Origin of the sequence: uncultured Idiomarina sp. (assembly GCF_964010655.1) — a bacterium.
Taxonomy (GTDB): domain Bacteria; phylum Pseudomonadota; class Gammaproteobacteria; order Enterobacterales; family Alteromonadaceae; genus Idiomarina; species Idiomarina baltica.
On sequence record NZ_CAXGLS010000048.1, the window covers coordinates 1 to 18,403 of the forward strand.

Below are 18,403 nucleotides of genomic sequence, written 5' to 3' on the forward strand. Positions count from 1 at the left end.
TTTTCTTGCGCTTTTTTCTTCTTTTTGTCTTCTGCTGAGTCTTGCGAACACGCAGCGAGACTTAAGCTTGCTAATGCCATCAAACTTACGAGTGATAAAGTTTTTACTGATGCCATAAAACACCTCCTGTTTAAGTAGAACGATTTCTAATATAGTAGAAAATAAATGTCGTCACAGACTATTTACACGAGTTTTGCAATAAACGTTCATAATAGTTGAACGTTATTTTCGAAATCATTGGGAATTTTTATGTCAGATGTGTTGCAGTCAGCGTTTAATGCATTTTTGGAAGAGCTCAAAAACTCCGAGTCGCTGATTCGTTTGACAGTGAGTACGCTCTTATTGATTTTGGTCGTGGCGGTGAGTCGTTTTTTATTACGTCGCTTTATTCGGCGCAATATTCAGTCGAGCGAGATGCGCAGACGTTGGCTGATTCAATTGCGCAATATTTTGTTGATCGTATTGGTCTTAGGCTTAGTTGTCATTTGGGGCCATGAATTACGCACGTTCGCGTTATCAATGGTTGCCATTGCGGTGGCGTTGGTGATTGCGACAAAAGAACTTATTCTGTGTGTCTCGGGCGCGCTCATAAAAGGCGGAGCGAGATCGTTTAATATCGGTGATAGAATTCAAGTTAAAGAATTTCGCGGTGATGTCATTGATCAGAATTTACTGACCACCACAATTTTAGAAGTAGGTCCAGGTCGCTCGATGCAGCAGCGTAGCGGTCGAATGGTGGTACTGCCTAACTCTCTCTTTGCGAGTGAAGCGGTGATCAATGAGAGTTATTCGCAGGACTTTGTACTACATACCTTCAGTGTACCCTTTTTACGTCAGCATGAATGGCGGCCTGCTAAACAGAAGTTGCTTGAGTTGGCTCAAAAACATAGCGAGCCATACCTTGAGCAAGCGAAGCGACATTTTGCACGACTGAGTTATCGCACTGGACTCGAGCAACCTGTGGTTGAGCCGCGCGTGACCCTTCAGTTGCAGTGTGCGGAAGAATTGCATTTAATTGTGCGGCTGCCCACCAAGGAGCACGATAGAAATCAAACCGAGCAAGCCATTCTTGCCGAGTTATTCGCTGACGACGATTATTTGGGTGACTATTTACCGCGCGCTTAGTCTGATTGATCGTTATCCGAGTCAGGCTTCTTTTTAGTTGCGAAGCCGTAGGCGGCGCCGAATGCGACGCCTAACGCGACACCCATAGCCACTTGATCCATGGCAACGCCAATTGCCGTTCCCAGCGCAACTCCGATGCCCATGCTGACACCGAGATTGCTGTTCTCTTTCGGTTTATTGTGTTCTGCCATACAGTGAACGCTTCTGTTCGATTTGTCGATTATGTATACCCGAGAGTAACAACAAAGCGGTAACGGCGCCAATTAAAGCAAACGCCATGTCCGATTGTGTATCCCATGCGTAACCCTGAGTCCCTAAAAACGCGTCTGCACCTTCACCGGTTGCAACAGCAACCCACCACTCAATCAATTCATAAAAGGCGCTAAACGCGAGGCAAAAAGAAGTAACAAATATAAACTGCCAAAGCCTTCCAAAAATAAGGTGATTGCGAACCACTATTTCGCGCACAACCATCGCGGGCACAAAACCTTGTGCAAAGTGACCTAACTTATCGTAATTATTGCGTTGCCAATCAAAGTAACTTCCCAGCGTGTCGAATAAAGGCACTTCGGCATAGGTGTAATGTCCGCCGACCATAAGAATGATGCAATGAATCAAAGCTAAACCATACACCAAACGTGTAAATGTAAAGCGTCGATATGTGATAGCCATCAGAAGAGCGCCGACTAGTGCAGGTAATACTTCTAGCCACCAGGTCAATGGATCTTTGGGATGGTATGCCGACCAAACTAAGCAGCTAGTAAATATGAGTACCCACACGAGTTTGTGCATTTTAACTGTCTCCGCTTTAAATCTATCGCGCCATAGTCAACTCATTTTCCTCGTCTTTCAAGTTAAAGTTTTTATGATTTAAGTCAAAGGGTTAGAAGAGGGGACTGATTAAACTGATAAATAGATAATTTGAGTGGAGATAGCTATGAGTATTTGGCAGCAATTTTTTAAAGACCCAGTGATTTTTTTCTCATTTACAGGGCTCGCGATTGTTATTGGTTTATGCGTTTTTTATGCGATCTATTTTTACATAAAGGCTAAGAATGCATGAGCCTCGGTCGGGTTACTGAAGTAGCCCGACATGCTCTGCTGCAATGCCTACGCCGACACCAATCAGTACTACGCCACCCACAACCTCGGCGTAGCGACCTATAACATGACCGGCATAGCGACCGATGATGACGCCTACAGTAACGGCGGCAAAAGTTGAACAACCAATAATAACGGCGACTAGGAGTATGTTGACATCAAGAAACGCCATACCTACGCCGACGGCCATCGCATCAATAGACGTGGCGATGCTGGTCAAAAATAGTTTTATGAACGGCTGCTGAGTTGGATCAACTTCACTGTCTTGGTCATCGTCTGATGATAAACCCTCTTTTATCATATGAAGACCTAGCAGGCTGAGTAATACTAATGCGACCCAATGATCGTACTCTGATATTATTTGAGCTGCCGCTTTACCTAATAGCCAACCTAACATCGGTGTAATGGCTTCCACGACACCAAATAAAATACCAATTTTCAATGCTTGCTTGACTGTCGGTTTGCGCATCGCAATGCCTTTACCGATCGCCGCAGCAAAGGCGTCGGTCGACATCGCTAACCCAATTAAAAACATTGATAATATACTCATAGTACCTACAAACTTATATGAATAGCGCTTTTTCGGCTATGATGCTTAGTGATGATAAATACAAAAAGTCCAGAGAGTGCCAGCAAACAGCCGACCCAACCTGTTGCTTGCCAAGTTAACGCAGAGTTTAACGACAAACCTCCTAGAAAAGCCCCCAAGCCGTTGGCGATATTAAATGCGGCATGATTGAGAGATGCCGCAAGTGTTTGTGACTCACCGGCCACGTCCATTAACCTGACTTGCAGTGCTGGCACCAACATAGCTGTCGTACCTAAGCAAAATGCCATGGGCAGAATAGTATATAGGGAATAGATACTGAATGGGAAAACGGCAAGCACGATAATTGCCCAACCGAGTGAACCTGCGATAGCCCACTTCATATTCATGTCGGTGAGTTTTCCACCGATAATACTGCCGGTAAATGATCCAAGCCCATATATGAGTAGTGCAATGGGAATCCAATACTTATGAACTTGGGTTGCCTCTAATAAAGTCGGCGACAAATAGCTAAGCACGGCAAACATGCCGCCAAATCCAACGCTTCCAATAGCAAGGGTGAGTAAAACTTGGCTGTTTTTCAATGCTTGAAGTTCTGTTCTAACCCGCGTTGATGTTGCTTGTTCTGGAGTAGGGACACAAGCGACGATAAGCAGTGCTGCTGTTAACGCGACGAGGCCGACCCCCATGTAAACGGTGCGCCAATCAAGTAATTGACCAAACCACGTTGCTAGCGGGTTCCCAACTAAGATAGCAACGGTCAGTCCCATCATGACCATGGTCACCGCCATGCCGCGTTGCGACTTTTTCACGAGTCCGGCGGCGAGCAGACATACGATCCCGCCATAAGCGCCGTGGGGAAGTCCGCTAATAAAGCGAAACAGTTGCAGTTCCGCGAAGCTTTCTGCACGAGCACTCAGCAAATTACTCGCTGAGTAAATGAGCATTAGGGTGATGATCAGTGGCTTTCGAGGCGCTCTAGCACTTAACAATGTGATGAGCGGTGCTCCAATAACCACGCCGAACGCGTACAAACTGATCAGGTGTCCGGTTTGTTGTGCCGATGTACTGAAGTCAGCGCCGACATCTGGCAACAAACCCATCATGACAAATTCGCCAATGCCGATAGAAAATGTGCCTATTGCCATGGCAAAAATGGCGATAGCGACTTGCGATCGTGAATAACTCATGGAATTTTTACAGCAAGAAAAAATGGACGCCTATGTTAAAGCTTTTCCTCGTTGGTTGCTATTGTTCGTGTTGATTAATCGAATTTGATCATCTCGCTGTGATAGCATAGCCGTCTTAATCAATAACTGTTGGGAGTCAGTATTTTGCAACAACAGCAATATCCAATTGGTGTTCCCGGGCAGCCCTGGGGAGCGTCAGAGAAAAAGCAGTGGTTCGAGCAACAACGCGTGCAACGGTCATATCAAACTGATGTATTGAGTCAAATAGAGCGTTTTAAGGCGCGTTTTGACGTGCGTGAATATGGTCAGTTGAACTACGCGAATCAACACTACCCGCTCTATGCGGTTCTGACTGCGGAATGGGACGATGACAAACCCACGGTGCTAATTACTGGCGGAGTGCATGGTTATGAAACGAGTGGTGTACATGGCGCGCTAAAGTTCATTGATGAGCAGATGCAGTCTTATGAAGCGATTTTTAATTTTATTGTAACGCCATGTATTAGCCCTTGGGGCTATGAAACTATCAATCGTTGGAATCCGGATGCGATTGATCCGAATCGTTCGTTTTATTCGGAGAGTCCAGCCCAAGAGTCGGCTCTGGTGTTGCAATTGATAGAAACGCTCGGAGTCGACTTGCTCGCACACGTTGATTTACATGAAACGACTGATACTGATAATTCCGAGTTCAGGCCGGCTAAAGCTGCGCGTGACGGCGAAATCAACACTAATTGGAATATTCCTGATGGCTTTTATTTAGTGACTAATTCGGAGAATAAACAGCTTGAATTTCAACAAGCCGTGCTTGCAGAGGTGGCTAAGATCACTCATATTGCGCCGGCCGATGAAGATAATCGTCTGATTGGTACAGACATTGATATACCGGGCGTTATCAGCTATCCCGCCTATGATCTAGGGTTGTGTATGGGACTCAGTCAGGCAATGTATGCGACAACAACAGAAGTGTATCCTGATAGTGAGAATGCAACGCCAGCCCAGTGTATTGATGCACAGGTTGCCGCGGTTATTGGTGCACTGAATTATCTTCGTTAACCTGAGTTGAGCGTCTGTTTACTGCACTCAAGCACCAACTGTTTTAGACAGGCTTGGCTTGTTTCGTCACATGCTTTTAAGTCGCAAGCCACCAATGCTTGCGACTGCATGAGCTTGAGAAGTTGGTCACGGTCAATTGAGACGCTAACGCGTCGCGCTCGTGTTGCGATAGGTTGCATGTGGTGAGTTCCTTAAGCATTTAATTACCTAGATTATTAAAAATGATAACCATTCGCAACAAGTTGTATTTAACTTTTCACTGAACTTCTTCAGTGTAAAGAAATCATTCCCACAAAAATTATCTTAAGAAATATTTAAGAAAACATCTCTAAAGTTATCTTCAGTTTAGGCAGTCGTGCTTATTGCAGTGGAGATAGCTTCATGCCATCAAATCTAGGTTATATCCTTAAACAAGATAACCACACTCAATTAACCGCGTTTTGGATACATTCATCCGATTCACGGCGTTTAGAGGTCGAGCATTTTATATGCGAGCGTTACTGGTTCAGTTTTAATGCGTGCCTGACTCAGTTGCCGGAAAATATTTTAGCCGTCTATCAAAATGATCTGTTAGTTGCAGCCTGTGGAGTTCAGTTTGCCGATCAAAAAACTTTATTTTCCGAACAGTATATGGACCAAGCATTGTGCAACTATTCGGTTCTGGGCAAACCTGTGCCTGCTCGACATGCAATTGCAGAAATCGGTTCGATGGCAACTCTTGGACGTCGCTATTTACCTTATCTAGTCGAAGCCATTGTGTTCGCGCTGCGCGATGTTCAAAGAACATTAATTGTATTTACAGCGACACGCGGTTTGGCGCACTTTTTAGAGCGTCGCGGTATTGAGCTGCAAAAGCTTGCGTTGGCTGAACGTAGTAAATTGGACTTGGATGCTAACGCTGAATGGGGTTCCTATTATGCGCACCAACCCAGTGTTTTTGCCGGCTGGACAGCAAGCTATAAATTAGCCGATACCATACCACCACAAAGCTTGGTTCAAAGCTTTCAGGAGACAGCGCATGCTTGATTTACTGACGCTTTTAAAACGCCACGCACATAGCCCATCAATTGCCTTGCGAAGTGCAACCGATACGTTGACTCATCGAGCGCTATGGGCGCGTGTTTCCGGTGTCGCCAGTTGGCTAGAAGGGCGTTCAGAACAGCGTATTGGCTTAGCGCTTGAGAATTCATTTGATTGGGTCATTTGGGACCTCGCCTGTTTACAGGTTAATAAGGTTCTTATTCCAATTCCCTCATTTTTTAGCGCTCAGCAACAGCAAAACGTACTACTCGATAGCGGAGCAGAGCTGTTAGTGGGCACGCATCTTGACGCAACGCTGTACGAGCACTTGGTCAACCACGGTCAAGCCATAGCGAACGACTGTTGCTCAGTTCTAAAGCTGGCAAAAGCGCCTACTTCAACAGCTCTGCCAAAGGGTACGCAAAAAATAACGTATACCTCAGGTAGTACGGGGCAACCTAAGGGCGTTTGTCTCTCAGCTGACGGTATTGCAATTGTAGTTGACAGCTTACTGCAAAGATTACCGAGTCAATTGAATTCGACACACCTCGTGGTAATGCCGCTTGCGGTACTGCTAGAAAATATTGCGGGTGTTTATGTAACACTCGCGCTAGGTGCTGAGGTGATTTTGTTGGCAAATCATGAGCTTGGACTGACGGGCGCCAGTGGGCTGGATGCTGAACGCTTTGTGAAGAGCATCGTGCATAATCAAATCTCAACATTGGTTGTTCCGCCCGCGCTACTCGAAGTTATTTGTGCAGCGGTGGAGCATTGGGGGGTGCCAGCGCGGCAGTTTGAATTTATTGCGGTCGGCGGTGCGCGATTAGCATCGTCGCTCGAACAGCGTGCGATGGATCTACGGCTCCCGGTAGTGGTTGGCTATGGCTTATCTGAATGTGCGTCTGTCGTATCGTTGAATAATATTCAAGCGGAACGACCACTGGGCTCAGTTGGCACGCTATTGCCTCATGTTTCAACGCTTATTCACGAGGGTGAGCTATTGATTAAAAACCCGCTTATGTTGGGTTATTTAGGGGAGTCGGGGCGGACTGACGAATGGTTTGCAACTGGCGACTTAGCTCATTTTGACGAGTCAGGTCATTTATATATCGATGGCCGCAAAAAGAATATTATTGTCACTCCATACGGGCGCAATGTCGATCCAGAGTGGCTTGAAACCGAGCTAGCAACTCACCCCGCGATTGAACAAGTTTGTGTCAGTGGTGATGAGTCGTCTCCGCTGCGCGCACTTATTGTGAGCCAAGCTGCAGATGAAACCATTGAAGCTTTCATCCAGACAATAAATGCAACGCTTCCCGATTATGCACGCATCAAAACTATGAGGGTGCTAACCCAACCCTTTACCGTCGCCAATCAACAGCTGACAGGAACAGGCCGGCTAAGGCGCCAAGCAATTTTAAAGCAGTATCCACTCAGTGAGTCATCAACGGAGTACTAACCATGACATTTTTCGATACGTTGTGCGAGCAAACACAAACTGAACGAGCATTTTTACTTGATGCGCCTGTGATCAAAGATACTTTTGCAGGTGATATTACGCGCGAGCGGTATCAGTCCTTTTTAGGGCAAGCCTATCATCATGTGAAGCATACGGTACCGTTACTCATGCGCGCGGGGAGTCTGCTACCGCCCTCGTTAGAGTGGTTACGTAAAGCGGTTGTTGAGTATGTAGACGAGGAATATGGTCACGAGCGTTGGATCTTGAACGACTTAAAGGCAACAGGCGCGGATCCCGAGCGGGTGAAAAATGCCGAGCCACACTGGACGACCGATGCCATGGTGTCCGTTGTTTATGACCATATGCAACGCTATCACCCCGCTGCCTTTTTCGGTATGGCACATGTGTTAGAGGGAACTAGCGTACAACTCGCGACACAAGCGGCACATAAAGTGAAAGAACGTCTTGAATTACCTAATAGTGCCTTTAGTTATTTGCTCTCACATGGCGACTTGGATCAAGACCATGTCAAGTTTTTTGAGGACTTGATGAACCAGCTCACCGATGTGGATGCGCAGCAAGCCGTTATTCGAACAGCGCGTAGTGTGTATCATCTGTATGGCGAAATGTTCCGAGCAATACCTTCTTTGGCTGGAGAATGAGCCATGCGTATTGACTGGAACGCACAACATATTGTGCTCACCGGAGCAACCGGTGGGCTCGGTCAAGCGTTAGCTGAGCAACTTTCAGCGCTCGGCGCGCGGCTAACGCTTATCGGACGCAATGAGCAAGCACTAAAAGCGTTTGCCAAACGTCTGGAGCAAGACTATCTGGTCGCTGATATTACGCAACCAGAGCAACGCCAGAGAGTGGTAGCCCATGTGCGCGCGCAAGCAACGACTTTACCTGTAACAGGGTTAATCAATAATGCTGGTATGGCTGCCGAGGGGGTGCTATCGCAACAAGCCGAGCATGCCGAGGCGATGCTAGCGACGAATCTACTCGCTCCAATTTTGCTAATCAATGAGTTGTTACCAGAATTGAAACACCGCGCAAGCTTCATTCTTAACGTCGGTTCAGTTTTTGGCAGCATTGGCTTTCCCGGGCAAACACTGTATTGCGCAAGTAAGTTTGGTCTTAAAGGCTTTACCGAAGCACTGAGGCGCGAATTGTCAGATACGCTTGTGCGCGTAATGTATGTCGGTCCTCGAGCTATAAAAACAGGCTTTAACGGACCCTTAATGCAGGCGTTAAATGCACAAACTAAAACCCATGAAGATGAACCGCCGAACGTTGCGCAACAAATTATTCAACAAATTGAAAAGGGCCAAGTGAGTCGGCTTATTGGATTTCCTGAGAAATTGTTTGCGGTGCTTAATGGCATCAAACCGAGCTGGCTCGATGGTGAGATGTTCAAGATTAATCGTAAGTTAAAATCACTAATTAAGGAGTGATTGTCATGAAAAAGGTCGTCTATTCTGCGCTAACCGGGGCGCTGCTACTTGCAAGCTCACAGGTGTTAGCACAAACTAAGTTGTTGGACATACAACATCGCTGGGCGGAAGTAAATTATACGCTTACCGATGATGCACAAGAAGATGCATTTGAATCGCTCGCTAAAGAGGCGCAGGCGTGGGTTGATGCTGAACCTAATAACGCGGAGGCCCACATCTGGTTGGGGATTATTAAGAGTACAGAGGCGGGCGCTGTGGGCGGGCTAGGTGCTCTTGGATTGGCGAAAGAGGCAAAAGCCAGCTTAGAAAAAGCACTTGATATTGATCCCAATGCGCTATCGGGGTCTGCCTACGCAAGCCTCGGAACCCTTTACTATAAAGTGCCAGGTTGGCCGTTTGGTTTTGGTGATGATGACGAGGCTGAAAAGTTACTTAAAAAAGCACTGGAAATTAATCCGAAAGGTATCGATAGTAACTATTTCTACGCCGACTATCTTTACGAGCAAGATAAATACAAGCAGGCACTGACCTATGCGCAACAAGCGCTTGCTGCTGAGCCGCGTTCAGAGCGACCGCTTGCAGACGAAAAACGGCGCGCTGAGGTGCGCGCATTAATCGATAAAATTAATAAGAAATTATAATAACGTTAGGGATAACACATGCAATTATTACTGGTCGAGGACAATCAGACATTGGGGCAAGCCGTTGAGATAGGGTTGTCTCAACGGCAGTTTATGGTCACTTGGGTGCGCACGGGCGCTGCAGCGATATCCAGCATCAACCATCACGATTTTGATGTGGCAATTCTTGATTTAGGCTTACCCGATATTGAGGGCGAGCGCGTGCTACAGAGTATTAGAAAGAAAGGATTCGATATACCTATTCTAGTGCTTACTGCGCGAGATCAAACGAGTGATGTTATAAATTTGCTCGATGCGGGTGCCGATGACTTCATGACTAAACCCTTTGATGTGAACGAGTTAGCCGCTAGGTTGCGAGCCCTATTGCGTCGGCGAAGTGGTTATTCGTCTTCACGCATCGTGTGTGGTCCTATTACCATCGATACATCAAGCCGGGAGGCTTTAATCAATGAAAAGGAACTTACTTTATCGCGCAAAGAGTTCGAATTGCTTCAACTATTTGTCATGCAGCCTATGAAAGTTCATCCTCGTGATAAACTGGAGGCATTGTTGAGCTCAGATACGCATGTCGTGGAGAGCAATGCACTGGAAGTTCATGTCCACAACTTGCGGAAAAAGCTCGGTCAAAGAGAATTGATCGAGACCATTAGGGGAGTCGGTTACCGATTAAAATGCAAAGGCTAGCGCGTTTTTTTAGTAAGTTAAAGTCGATACGACGCCGTATACTTTTAACGGTGTCTGTCGTCTATTTATTTGGTAGTAGCGTATCGGCTTTGTGGATCTATTTTGAGGTGAGCCATGAAGTTGACGAACTGTTTGATGCTGAATTGATTCAGCAAGCTCACACAATGAACGCTTTAATCAGCCAATTTGAACTCGGTGATATCAGCGATCGCGTTGATGCTGTGGAATCTGATGCTGAGCTAATTTACCACACGCCTGATTGGCTTCAGGATTACGAGCAAAAATTGGCCATTCGTTTAGAGACGATGGATGGCGATATCATTTACTCAAGCCGCGACTGGCTTGATTCAGATCGCATTCAGTATACCGAGGGTATTTCGGAACTTCAGCAGGGCGAGTCGCACTGGTATGTGTTTGGTGCGACCAACCTGAAAAATGGTCTGCGAATGCTCGTTTTGCAAGAAGATGATTTTCGCACTGAACTGCGCGGGGATCTGACTATCGATACTCTGGTCCCTATTTTACTCATGCTGCCAGTCATCATCTGGCTAGGGTGGTGGAGTGTAAACTTTAACTTTGCCAGTTTTCAGCGTCTAGCGAGAACGATTCGTTCTAAACCGAGTGACAACTATGAACAATTGAGTGGTTTTGATGACACGGAAGAGGTCTCTGTTATTAGTCGCTCACTTAATCACTATCTAACTCGAGTAGAGCAGTCCTTCACGCGCGAAAAGCGGTTCTCTTCAGATGCAGCGCACGAGCTTAGAACCCCTGTTGCTAATTTAAAAATACGCATTCAGAACTTGATTGATACATCAACGTCGACGCAAAAGGAATCACTTGAGTCACTGATGCTATCGGTCAATCAACTTGCCCGGCTTATTGATAACCTGCTGTTACTCTCCCGTACTGAAAGAGACCTTAAAAAGGAAGAGCCCATAAAACTGGCAACGCGAGTAAGAGAGATCGTTGCTCAGTGGTATGACAAAGCCGAGCAGCGGGGACAGGATTTCGAGTTAAGCTTGGATGACACCCAACAGATTTATAGTGATGCGGCACTTTTAGATATTCTTTTAAGCAATTTAATCGACAACGCGATTAAATACGGTGCCGAGAATAGCGTCATCACGTTGCAGCAACGAGCACAGACATTAACCATATCTAACACCGTCGCTCCTAATACAGCTTTGGATATTGAGCGCATTGACGAGCGTTTTTACCGTGGCGGGCACCTCGATATTGAGGGCACAGGACTCGGGTTATCTATTGTGGGTAACATTGCACAGCAGTTAGGCGTGATGGTGAGCTTTGATTTATCGGAAACCAATTTCACTTGTCAGTTATCGTTCTAAACTAATTGGCGTATCGTAGAAGATAAAGTAATCTAACTGTTAAAATAAAAAGAATAACGGTCTTATATGAATTCAACAGTGCGTAATATTGTACTGGTTATTGTGTGGCTTGGCTTGTGGCGTGCATCTGTTTTACTCGAGTTTGCACCTCATGCCAGTATTTGGTTTCCGCCGGCAGGTTTGTCATTCGCTGCTTTACTCGTGCTTGGCTGGCGTGCTGTTTTTCCTATTGCGGTGGCAGGCTTCGTCAGTACCGCGTGGATCGCTCAAATCTATAATGAGCCGCTAACGGTCACGGGTTGGTTCAACTCGAGTTTGCTTTTCGTACTCGCTCACACGATTCCGCTTGGGTTAGGCGCTTATATTGTGCGTAATGAATACCGGCGGAATGGTATCAATGGTTTCGCACGCACAGTTTTGATCTTTCTTGTAGTTGCCGCGCTCAGTGCGATGTTAACTTCATTTTTTGGCATTTTGGCGATCTGGGAAGGCGGGTTAATGACTCAGGCGCAGCCGTGGCTTTCATGGTTACCTTGGTGGATAGGTGATATGGCGGGGATTATTGTATTGGCCCCGGTGTTTATTGCTATCGTTTCTTGGCGGTATCATCAAGTGCAGTTAGAGTTAGGTGAACTCAATTTTAGTTTGACGGCGATTAATTGGAAAAAATTTGTTTCCCGATTAGTTCTCGTGCTGGGGCTTTTATTGATTTCACTTACGTTGGTGCATCATTCTCAGCGCATAGAAGCCTCGTTTACTGTGTTTTTTATCATTTTACCTTTCTTATGGATAGCAACTACCACCAGTCAGCTCACTACCGTGTTTATTTTAGCTATCTTTAGCACGGTATTGGCGTTTTTGGTCTCGCAGTTACACGTGATTGATTTCGCTCTTGTGTATCAGTTTGCGATGATTACGACTGCGGGCTGTGTCTGGTTTGCATTGACGATTCCTACCTTGATGACACAAAACGCACAACTGGCACAACGCGTCGCTCGCGATGGTCTAACAAAGGCGGCTTCGCGTGGACATTTTATTCAGCGCTTGGAAGCAGAGTTGCAACGCAGTACCCCAAACTCAACCTGTTGTTTAGTTATTTTTGATTTTGATTTTTTCAAGCAAATCAATGACCGGCACGGACACATTCTGGGCGATCGCGTGCTCGTATCAGTCACGAATTATGTCAGTCAGTTGTTGAGAGAAAATGATATTATGGGGCGCTTTGGCGGCGATGAGTTCATGTTAATGTTTCCAGCGACGGAGTTTTCTGAGGCTCAAGTTATAGCCAAACGCTTGTGTACTGGTATCAGTCAGCTTACTATTGATGGGCTGGATGAGCCTGTAACTTGTAGTTTTGGGGTCGTTGATTGTCACCCCAGTGAGCATGCGGTTTCCGCGATTGATAGAGCCGATAGAGCGCTCTTGCTCGCCAAACAGCGCGGTCGAAGACAAGTTGTTGGGAGTGCAGCCTGACCTATAGATTAAAATCAGCGATGAACTCTGAAGAATTGCAGATTAACAGCTTGTTGGAACAATGCTATGGTCGTTAAATAATAATAAAAAGAAGCCGTACAAGGAAAAGCCAGTGTGAGAGATTGTAAGATACTTGAACAATTGATGAATGCTATGGAAAGCGCATCGCTGTGTGTTCGAGTAAATAGTGCGGGACAAGTTATTTGGTTCAGCGACGCCCTCAAACAACTCGATAGCCAACAAACAATTACTCTGGGTATGCCGCTCAGTAAACTGTTGCATGCTGATTTGCGCAGCCAGTTACTCGATCAATTCGATTACACGGTCACCCAACATAGCCATTGGCAGGGGACTGTGAAGTTAAACCTCGGTAGTCGCCGAGCTGACTGGTTTAAAGCTATCTTCGTACCGCTGTACGATGATAATCAGTGCTTGCAGGAGCAAGTATTGGTGCTTCAAGACATCTCAAGGGAGGTGTTTTTAGACGAACTCTTGAACGAGTCACGTTTTGATCAAACAACTGGACTACCCACACGAGTCGATCTACTCGCTGATATTAAGCGTGTGAACACACAGACGGTCGCGATTATTGATATTCGTAAATTCCGTAGTTACGCCGACTTTTACGGTTTGGAATTTGGTGATCGTTTACTCATGAATTTTAGCGAGATCTGTAAGTCATTTTTTAACGAACGACATATCAATATTTATCGCTTGTATGGCGATAAGTTTGCTTTAGCTCCTTCATTTAGGATGGTCCCCGCATTATTCGAACAACAACTCCAGCGATTTTACGCACATATTATCGCTCATCACATTGAAGTTAATGGCGCTAATGTAGCGCTCGATATCGCAATTGGGATGGGCGTGGGCAAAGGGAAACTTCTCCAGCTCGCTGAAAGTGCTCTAGCGAGAGCAAAAACAGTCTTCTCCGGACAGCGAATACACGTTGTACATGAGCGTGAATTTTGTGCTAAAAACTCGATTAACTGGTTACCTAAAATACAATCGGCGATTAGAAACAATCGTTTTATTAATTACTATCAACCGATAAGAAGCAGCAGCGGGCAGCGTCCTGACTATTATGAAGCCTTAGTTAGGATGCGCGATGGCGAACAAGATATTCCGCCCGGGTTTTTTCTCGATAAAGCGAAAACGACACGCTATTATCCAGAAATTACTCGTCGAGTGGTTGAGCAAGCCGTTGTTCAGTCCGCACAACACGATGTTCAAATATCGGTCAATGTATCGATTGAGGATATTTTGAACCCCGAAACGGTCGCATTTATTACTGACCAACTCGAAGCTTATCCTGAGTCTAAGTTAATTTTCGAAATCACTGAAACGGAGTCCACTGAGGACTTCTCGATGGTTGATGAGTTTACTCGTCGCGTGCGTTTACTAGGGGCTGAAATCGCGATTGATGACTTCGGGGTTGGTTACTCAAATTTTTCACGCTTAATTCAACTGAGGCCCGATTACCTGAAGATCGACGGCAGTATTATTAAGAACATTCTAGAGGATGCAAGTAGCGCGAGTATATTAAATGGTATGATTAGTATATGTCGTGAGCTGAAAATACCGATGGTCGCTGAGTTTGTTGAAACTGAGCAGGTCAATGGCTACTTGACTGAACAACAAATCGAGTTTTTGCAAGGCTACTATATTGGCCGGCCGTCGCCAGACATCATTAAACTAAACTAACGCGATACGACGTGTCGTTTTAAAATGCGCTGTGCTTCTTTTGTTCCCGCGACACTTTTTTTGATGCGATACAGTGTATCGCGTGCGATCGGGCGATAGTCGTCAACGTCGACGATCGGCGAAGGATAATCCTCACCTAATTTAAACCCGTACATCTGTGCTTCCATCGGCGTCATACGATACGGCGCATGTTTGAGCTGAAGTGGAAGATCTGCGAGCTCCGGCACCCATTGGTCAATGTATGCCCCGGTCGGATCCTTTTCTATCGCCTGTTTTTCGGGGTTGTACATTCGTATGGTGTTGGTACCAATAACACCCGCTTGCATCTGAATTTGTGGATAATGTATACCAGGCTCGAAATCCAGAAACAGCGCGGCAAGGTGAGTTGTTGCATACTGCCAGTGAATATGAAGATAGTGACATAAAAAGCTCACTAACAGCGCGCGCATGCGAAAATTAATATAGCCGGTTTGGAGCAGGCAGCGCATTGCCGCATCGACCATGGGGTAGCCCGTTTTTCCTTGTTGCCAAGCCTTAAGGTGTTGCTCGACCTGGGTATCCGAGCGGTAAGGATAGTTTTCGTAGGCACGGTTAAGCGGTGCATGTTGCATCGCCGTTTCGGATTCGAATTTTTGAATGAAATGACAGTGCCAGTGGAGGCGCGATAAGAACGCATTGAGTGGCCGTTTCCATCCTGTTTCACGGCGCTTATTGACAGTCGCTTGATAACATTCGCGTAAGCTGAGATTACCCCATGCTAAATAGGGTGATAAACGGCTACAGTGGTGCTGGGCGCGAATGGGTTGAGAAATACTGTAATGATAAGCTCGGCCGCGTTGCTCAAGAAAGCTGGTTAAAGTAGCCCACGCTGCGGCGGAGCCTCCGTATTGAAACGACGGACGACGTTCGAACCAAGATTTAGGTAGCGTGCGATAGTCAACACTCACTGCTTTAACTGGCTGAATGCGCGCAAGGTCAGGTGTTGCCAGTGGCGCTTTCATGGTCTCATACCAATGTTTTTGCCATTGTTGGCGGCTATTAAGACCTCGCTGCACTGCCCCAGTAGGAGATTCGAACCAATTTACGTGGTGCTGGCGACACCAGCTGGCGACCTGTTTGTCGCGGTCGAATGTATTTAGTAGACCAACTTCCTGATGACTATAAAGGCTTTCGACAGAAAACTGTTGATGCCAAATTTGAAGTTGTTCAACCGTATCGCCATAGGTGACGTAAATTTGAGTATTGTATGCTTTTAGCTTGCGATTAATGTCACGAATTGATTCGACGATAAAGCGCCAATGGCGCTCATCGTAGTGCGGGTCATTCACTAACCAAGGTTCAAAATTAAACCAGAGTAGCGTGGGGCGCCCGGTTGAAATAGCGGCTTTGAGCGGTTCATGATCGCTTAGCCTGAGGTCCCTTTTAAACCAAACAACGTTTATTGCCATCAGCTTAGAGGCCAGTCCGCCGCATCGGTGAAGTCGATTTTTGAGACAGCTTGCTCGCCATGCCAGCGCTTAATAAACTCACCGTTGGGATCGTAGGTTTGCGTTTGCTTATCGAGGTTAAAGCGCCTTGAGCCTCGGGGATCAGCGCCTACGCCTGCTAGGTATTGCCAGTTGCCCCAGTTTGAAGCCACATCGTAATCGATTAGCTGTTGTTCAAAATAAGCCGCGCCGTAACGCCAATCTAGCTGTAGCTCATGAATAAGACAGCTTGCGACCAATTGGCGTCCTCTGTTCGACATGTAACCTGTTTGGTTAAGCTGGTGCATGCAGGCATTTACTATAGGATAGGGGGTCTGACCCTTACACCAAGCAGCAAAACGCTGAGGATAAAAGCTTGTCGCAGGTTTTTTATCTTGGATGCCACTGAATTTAAACACCTTTTCTTGATAGCTTCTTAAGTACCAGTGAAAATACTCACGCCACATAAGCTCGAAGACAATCCAATAGGTGGATTCATTGGCACCTTGGGTCGCTTCGTAGTTTCTTAAGGCATCAATGACCTGACGAGGTGATATATTGCCAAGGGCTAATGCCGCGGAGAGTTTGGTTGAGTCCGCGAAATTATCAAGCGCGTTGCGCGTTTCCTTATAATGACTCGGCGCTGAAGACTTGAAGTATTGGGTTAGGTGTTCGTGCGCGGCGAGTTCCCCACCTTGTAAGTAGCCGCTGGGTTCGACAAATGGTGTGTGCTCTGAAGCGATGGTACGTCGGGGCATTGGCGGTAAAGCTTTTAATTGTGATAGTGCTTGGCCGCTGGGAAAGGTCTCGGCGAGCGGCTCAAAGCGCTTGCGAAACGCGGAATAGGTTGCCGGTAATTCCTCTAATGGGAAATCGAGTTCGCGCTCGGTTAACAGTGTGTGGTTACTTACGCGCTCAAAAGTAATGTAGGGGAAACGCTTTACTAAAGTATCCCAGCGGCGCCGCTCGTATACGCCTGGGTCATCGCTACAATAAACCGCATCGACTTCTAAGGTGCTGATGAGCGTTGATATTTCGGTTGTCGGCTGGCCTTTACGAATAATCAGTTGTTGACCGTGTTGCTGTAACGAGGCGGCTAAGTCAGCGATCGCCTGTTGTATATACCGCCAACGCGGTTGACTGATGCCGTTGAGGCCATATCGGTTTCCTTTAAACCAGCTCTCATCAATGACGAAACAACATACCAACTGTTGGCACTGTTCTGCAGCACGGATCAGGGTTAAGTTATCAATGAGTCGCAGATCGAGGTTAAACCAGACTAATCCTGTTTGATGTTTTGCTTCCATGAATTGAACTTTACATATGATATGACGTACTTTGGGTATACGAAAAAAACAATAAATTGGACGTGATCATGACATCAGTAAAAACAAAATGGATCTATCTACTCGGCTTCGGCGGTTTGCTTCCGTTTCTCGGGTTATCATTATCAAGTTTGATGGCGATCGAATTGCCTTTGATTGGTAACCCATTACCTGCGTTGGTTTCTTATGGGGCGGTTATATTGAGTTTTTTATCCGGCATATTATGGGGGCGGGCGCTTCATCGAGCGGACACTGAATCAACCCAAGGGTTAATAATTACAAGCAATGTTTTTGCTTTACTCGCTTGGCTAACCTTATTACTCAACACAATATTTTGGTCGCTGTTACTGCAAATCGTGGGCTTCGCTTTAGTACTATTTTTTGAGCGCAAGCTGGCGCGTGGAACAACCATGACCAGCCAGTCAAGGTATTATCCTATGCGTTTAATGCTGACTGTGGGAGTCATTGTTTGTCAGATTCTCGTATTAGGAAATCATATTATTTAGTACGGATATAAAAAAGGGCTGCATTCGCAGCCCTTTTTAAGGTTAACGCAGTCGTTATTTTGTTTCTTTCAAAATGGTGACTTCGCCTAAGTTCATTTCACGAACCTTATCTTCGATAACATCGAGATCGCCTACGATAACCCATGTTAATGCTTCAGGGCGCAGTAAATCCTTCGCTTCGCTCTGAACTTGGTCAAGCGTGATGGCCGAAACTCGGCTTGGGTAAGCTTCTAAGTACTCAATCGTCTTACCTTTGTTCAAGGTTTCGGTGAGCGCACTCATTAACGCACTTTTTGTTTCATA

At 46.2% G+C, this 18,403-nt stretch carries 21 protein-coding genes; 13 read left to right on the plus strand and 8 right to left on the minus strand.

Annotated features, from left to right (window positions below; genetic code table 11):
- The first annotated feature begins 249 nt into the window (after nucleotides 1-249).
- Nucleotides 250-1,125 (plus strand): mechanosensitive ion channel domain-containing protein, encoded by an 876-nt coding sequence (locus ABNS04_RS10550; protein WP_286681888.1) that lies wholly within the window; start codon nucleotides 250-252, stop codon nucleotides 1,123-1,125.
- Here the strand turns inward: ABNS04_RS10550 and ABNS04_RS10555 are convergent.
- Both ABNS04_RS10555 and ABNS04_RS10560 read right to left on the minus strand, forming a co-directional pair.
- Nucleotides 1,122-1,316 (minus strand): hypothetical protein, encoded by a 195-nt coding sequence (locus ABNS04_RS10555; RefSeq protein WP_286681889.1) that lies wholly within the window; start codon nucleotides 1,314-1,316, stop codon nucleotides 1,122-1,124. The two genes, ABNS04_RS10550 and ABNS04_RS10555, sit on opposite strands and share 4 nt — an antisense overlap.
- Nucleotides 1,300-1,917 (minus strand): DUF2238 domain-containing protein, encoded by a 618-nt coding sequence (locus ABNS04_RS10560; RefSeq protein WP_286681890.1) that lies wholly within the window; start codon nucleotides 1,915-1,917, stop codon nucleotides 1,300-1,302. The genes ABNS04_RS10555 and ABNS04_RS10560 overlap by 17 nt, the downstream gene beginning before the upstream one ends.
- Nucleotides 1,918-2,062: 145 nt before the next feature.
- Between ABNS04_RS10560 and ABNS04_RS10565 the strand changes: the two genes are divergently transcribed.
- Nucleotides 2,063-2,188, plus strand: a complete 126-nt coding sequence (locus ABNS04_RS10565) for a DUF3149 domain-containing protein (RefSeq protein ID WP_006955574.1) — start codon at nucleotides 2,063-2,065, stop codon at nucleotides 2,186-2,188.
- A 12-nt stretch (nucleotides 2,189-2,200) separates the two neighbouring features.
- Here the strand turns inward: ABNS04_RS10565 and ABNS04_RS10570 are convergent, their stop codons facing one another.
- Both ABNS04_RS10570 and ABNS04_RS10575 read right to left on the minus strand, forming a co-directional pair.
- Nucleotides 2,201-2,776 carry a manganese efflux pump MntP family protein gene (locus tag ABNS04_RS10570; RefSeq protein ID WP_040487884.1) on the minus strand — a complete coding sequence of 192 codons (576 nt, stop codon included), beginning with the start codon at nucleotides 2,774-2,776 and terminating at the stop codon, nucleotides 2,201-2,203.
- 5 nt (nucleotides 2,777-2,781) lie between these two features.
- Nucleotides 2,782-3,963, minus strand: coding sequence for an MFS transporter (locus ABNS04_RS10575; RefSeq protein WP_348671449.1), 1,182 nt, complete (start codon nucleotides 3,961-3,963; stop codon nucleotides 2,782-2,784).
- 144 nt (nucleotides 3,964-4,107) lie between these two features.
- On the opposite strand from ABNS04_RS10575, the gene ABNS04_RS10580 reads away from it, so the two are divergent.
- A complete protein-coding gene (locus ABNS04_RS10580) occupies nucleotides 4,108-5,016 on the plus strand; it encodes a M14 family metallocarboxypeptidase (RefSeq protein ID WP_006955570.1) in 909 nt (302 codons plus the stop codon).
- Here ABNS04_RS10580 and ABNS04_RS10585 read toward each other — a convergent pair.
- On the minus strand, nucleotides 5,013-5,195 hold the full coding sequence (locus ABNS04_RS10585; protein WP_006955569.1) for a hypothetical protein: 183 nt from the start codon (nucleotides 5,193-5,195) through the stop codon (nucleotides 5,013-5,015). The genes ABNS04_RS10580 and ABNS04_RS10585 overlap by 4 nt on opposite strands.
- 202 nt (nucleotides 5,196-5,397) lie before the next feature.
- On the opposite strand from ABNS04_RS10585, the gene ABNS04_RS10590 reads away from it, so the two are divergent.
- The 9 genes from ABNS04_RS10590 to ABNS04_RS10630 all read left to right on the plus strand — a co-directional run bounded on the left by ABNS04_RS10590 (nucleotide 5,398) and on the right by ABNS04_RS10630 (nucleotide 14,803).
- Entirely contained in the window at nucleotides 5,398-6,042 is a 645-nt protein-coding gene (locus ABNS04_RS10590) for a thermostable hemolysin (RefSeq protein ID WP_348671451.1), read from the plus strand.
- Nucleotides 6,035-7,495, plus strand: coding sequence for an AMP-binding protein (locus ABNS04_RS10595; RefSeq protein WP_348671453.1), 1,461 nt, complete (start codon nucleotides 6,035-6,037; stop codon nucleotides 7,493-7,495). Before ABNS04_RS10590 ends, ABNS04_RS10595 begins: the two co-directional genes overlap by 8 nt.
- A gap of 2 nt (nucleotides 7,496-7,497) precedes the next feature.
- Nucleotides 7,498-8,157, plus strand: a complete 660-nt coding sequence (locus ABNS04_RS10600; RefSeq protein WP_286681895.1) for an iron-containing redox enzyme family protein — start codon at nucleotides 7,498-7,500, stop codon at nucleotides 8,155-8,157.
- Between the two features lie 3 nt (nucleotides 8,158-8,160).
- Entirely contained in the window at nucleotides 8,161-8,949 is a 789-nt protein-coding gene (locus ABNS04_RS10605) for an SDR family oxidoreductase (protein WP_006955564.1), read from the plus strand.
- Between the two features lie 5 nt (nucleotides 8,950-8,954).
- Nucleotides 8,955-9,590: a tetratricopeptide repeat protein gene (locus tag ABNS04_RS10610; protein WP_286681896.1), complete on the plus strand. Its 636-nt coding sequence runs from the start codon at nucleotides 8,955-8,957 to the stop codon at nucleotides 9,588-9,590.
- Nucleotides 9,591-9,608: 18 nt separating this feature from the next.
- Nucleotides 9,609-10,274 carry a response regulator transcription factor gene (locus tag ABNS04_RS10615; protein WP_006955560.1) on the plus strand — a complete coding sequence of 222 codons (666 nt, stop codon included), beginning with the start codon at nucleotides 9,609-9,611 and terminating at the stop codon, nucleotides 10,272-10,274.
- On the plus strand, nucleotides 10,262-11,626 hold the full coding sequence (locus ABNS04_RS10620) for a histidine kinase dimerization/phospho-acceptor domain-containing protein (RefSeq protein ID WP_348671456.1): 1,365 nt from the start codon (nucleotides 10,262-10,264) through the stop codon (nucleotides 11,624-11,626). Before ABNS04_RS10615 ends, ABNS04_RS10620 begins: the two co-directional genes overlap by 13 nt.
- A 66-nt stretch (nucleotides 11,627-11,692) precedes the next feature.
- Nucleotides 11,693-13,099: a diguanylate cyclase gene (locus ABNS04_RS10625; RefSeq protein ID WP_348671457.1), complete on the plus strand. Its 1,407-nt coding sequence runs from the start codon at nucleotides 11,693-11,695 to the stop codon at nucleotides 13,097-13,099.
- A gap of 114 nt (nucleotides 13,100-13,213) precedes the next feature.
- On the plus strand, nucleotides 13,214-14,803 hold the full coding sequence (locus tag ABNS04_RS10630; protein ID WP_348671459.1) for a bifunctional diguanylate cyclase/phosphodiesterase: 1,590 nt from the start codon (nucleotides 13,214-13,216) through the stop codon (nucleotides 14,801-14,803).
- Here ABNS04_RS10630 and ABNS04_RS10635 read toward each other — a convergent pair.
- Together ABNS04_RS10635 and ABNS04_RS10640 are read right to left on the minus strand one after the other, a co-directional pair.
- Nucleotides 14,800-16,251: a deoxyribodipyrimidine photo-lyase gene (locus tag ABNS04_RS10635; RefSeq protein ID WP_348671460.1), complete on the minus strand. Its 1,452-nt coding sequence runs from the start codon at nucleotides 16,249-16,251 to the stop codon at nucleotides 14,800-14,802. The two genes, ABNS04_RS10630 and ABNS04_RS10635, sit on opposite strands and share 4 nt — an antisense overlap.
- Nucleotides 16,251-17,576, minus strand: a complete 1,326-nt coding sequence (locus tag ABNS04_RS10640) for a DASH family cryptochrome (protein ID WP_272978008.1) — start codon at nucleotides 17,574-17,576, stop codon at nucleotides 16,251-16,253. The genes ABNS04_RS10635 and ABNS04_RS10640 overlap by 1 nt, the downstream gene beginning before the upstream one ends.
- 68 nt (nucleotides 17,577-17,644) lie before the next feature.
- On the opposite strand from ABNS04_RS10640, the gene ABNS04_RS10645 reads away from it, so the two are divergent.
- Entirely contained in the window at nucleotides 17,645-18,100 is a 456-nt protein-coding gene (locus ABNS04_RS10645; protein WP_006955554.1) for a DUF3429 domain-containing protein, read from the plus strand.
- 54 nt (nucleotides 18,101-18,154) lie between these two features.
- Here the strand turns inward: ABNS04_RS10645 and ABNS04_RS10650 are convergent.
- On the minus strand, nucleotides 18,155-18,403 hold a 249-nt coding region (locus ABNS04_RS10650), incomplete at its 5' end, for a hypothetical protein (RefSeq protein WP_348671462.1).

Excerpts from the sequence above, each read along its gene's own strand:
- ABNS04_RS10600 (WP_286681895.1), top strand. The coding sequence starts at position 7,498 with ATGACATTTTTCGATACGTTGTGCGAGCAAACACAAACTGAACGAGCA.
- ABNS04_RS10640 (WP_272978008.1), bottom strand. The coding sequence starts at position 17,576 with ATGGAAGCAAAACATCAAACAGGATTAGTCTGGTTTAACCTCGATCTG.
- ABNS04_RS10575 (WP_348671449.1), bottom strand. The coding sequence starts at position 3,963 with ATGAGTTATTCACGATCGCAAGTCGCTATCGCCATTTTTGCCATGGCA.
- ABNS04_RS10595 (WP_348671453.1), top strand. The coding sequence starts at position 6,035 with ATGCTTGATTTACTGACGCTTTTAAAACGCCACGCACATAGCCCATCA.
- ABNS04_RS10590 (WP_348671451.1), top strand. The coding sequence starts at position 5,398 with ATGCCATCAAATCTAGGTTATATCCTTAAACAAGATAACCACACTCAA.
- ABNS04_RS10625 (WP_348671457.1), top strand. The coding sequence starts at position 11,693 with ATGAATTCAACAGTGCGTAATATTGTACTGGTTATTGTGTGGCTTGGC.
- ABNS04_RS10565 (WP_006955574.1), top strand. The coding sequence starts at position 2,063 with ATGAGTATTTGGCAGCAATTTTTTAAAGACCCAGTGATTTTTTTCTCA.
- ABNS04_RS10620 (WP_348671456.1), top strand. The coding sequence starts at position 10,262 with ATGCAAAGGCTAGCGCGTTTTTTTAGTAAGTTAAAGTCGATACGACGC.
- ABNS04_RS10550 (WP_286681888.1), top strand. The coding sequence starts at position 250 with ATGTCAGATGTGTTGCAGTCAGCGTTTAATGCATTTTTGGAAGAGCTC.
- ABNS04_RS10635 (WP_348671460.1), bottom strand. The coding sequence starts at position 16,251 with ATGGCAATAAACGTTGTTTGGTTTAAAAGGGACCTCAGGCTAAGCGAT.
- ABNS04_RS10610 (WP_286681896.1), top strand. The coding sequence starts at position 8,955 with ATGAAAAAGGTCGTCTATTCTGCGCTAACCGGGGCGCTGCTACTTGCA.
- ABNS04_RS10555 (WP_286681889.1), bottom strand. The coding sequence starts at position 1,316 with ATGGCAGAACACAATAAACCGAAAGAGAACAGCAATCTCGGTGTCAGC.
- ABNS04_RS10560 (WP_286681890.1), bottom strand. The coding sequence starts at position 1,917 with ATGCACAAACTCGTGTGGGTACTCATATTTACTAGCTGCTTAGTTTGG.
- ABNS04_RS10605 (WP_006955564.1), top strand. The coding sequence starts at position 8,161 with ATGCGTATTGACTGGAACGCACAACATATTGTGCTCACCGGAGCAACC.
- ABNS04_RS10585 (WP_006955569.1), bottom strand. The coding sequence starts at position 5,195 with ATGCAACCTATCGCAACACGAGCGCGACGCGTTAGCGTCTCAATTGAC.
- ABNS04_RS10615 (WP_006955560.1), top strand. The coding sequence starts at position 9,609 with ATGCAATTATTACTGGTCGAGGACAATCAGACATTGGGGCAAGCCGTT.
- ABNS04_RS10645 (WP_006955554.1), top strand. The coding sequence starts at position 17,645 with ATGACATCAGTAAAAACAAAATGGATCTATCTACTCGGCTTCGGCGGT.
- ABNS04_RS10570 (WP_040487884.1), bottom strand. The coding sequence starts at position 2,776 with ATGAGTATATTATCAATGTTTTTAATTGGGTTAGCGATGTCGACCGAC.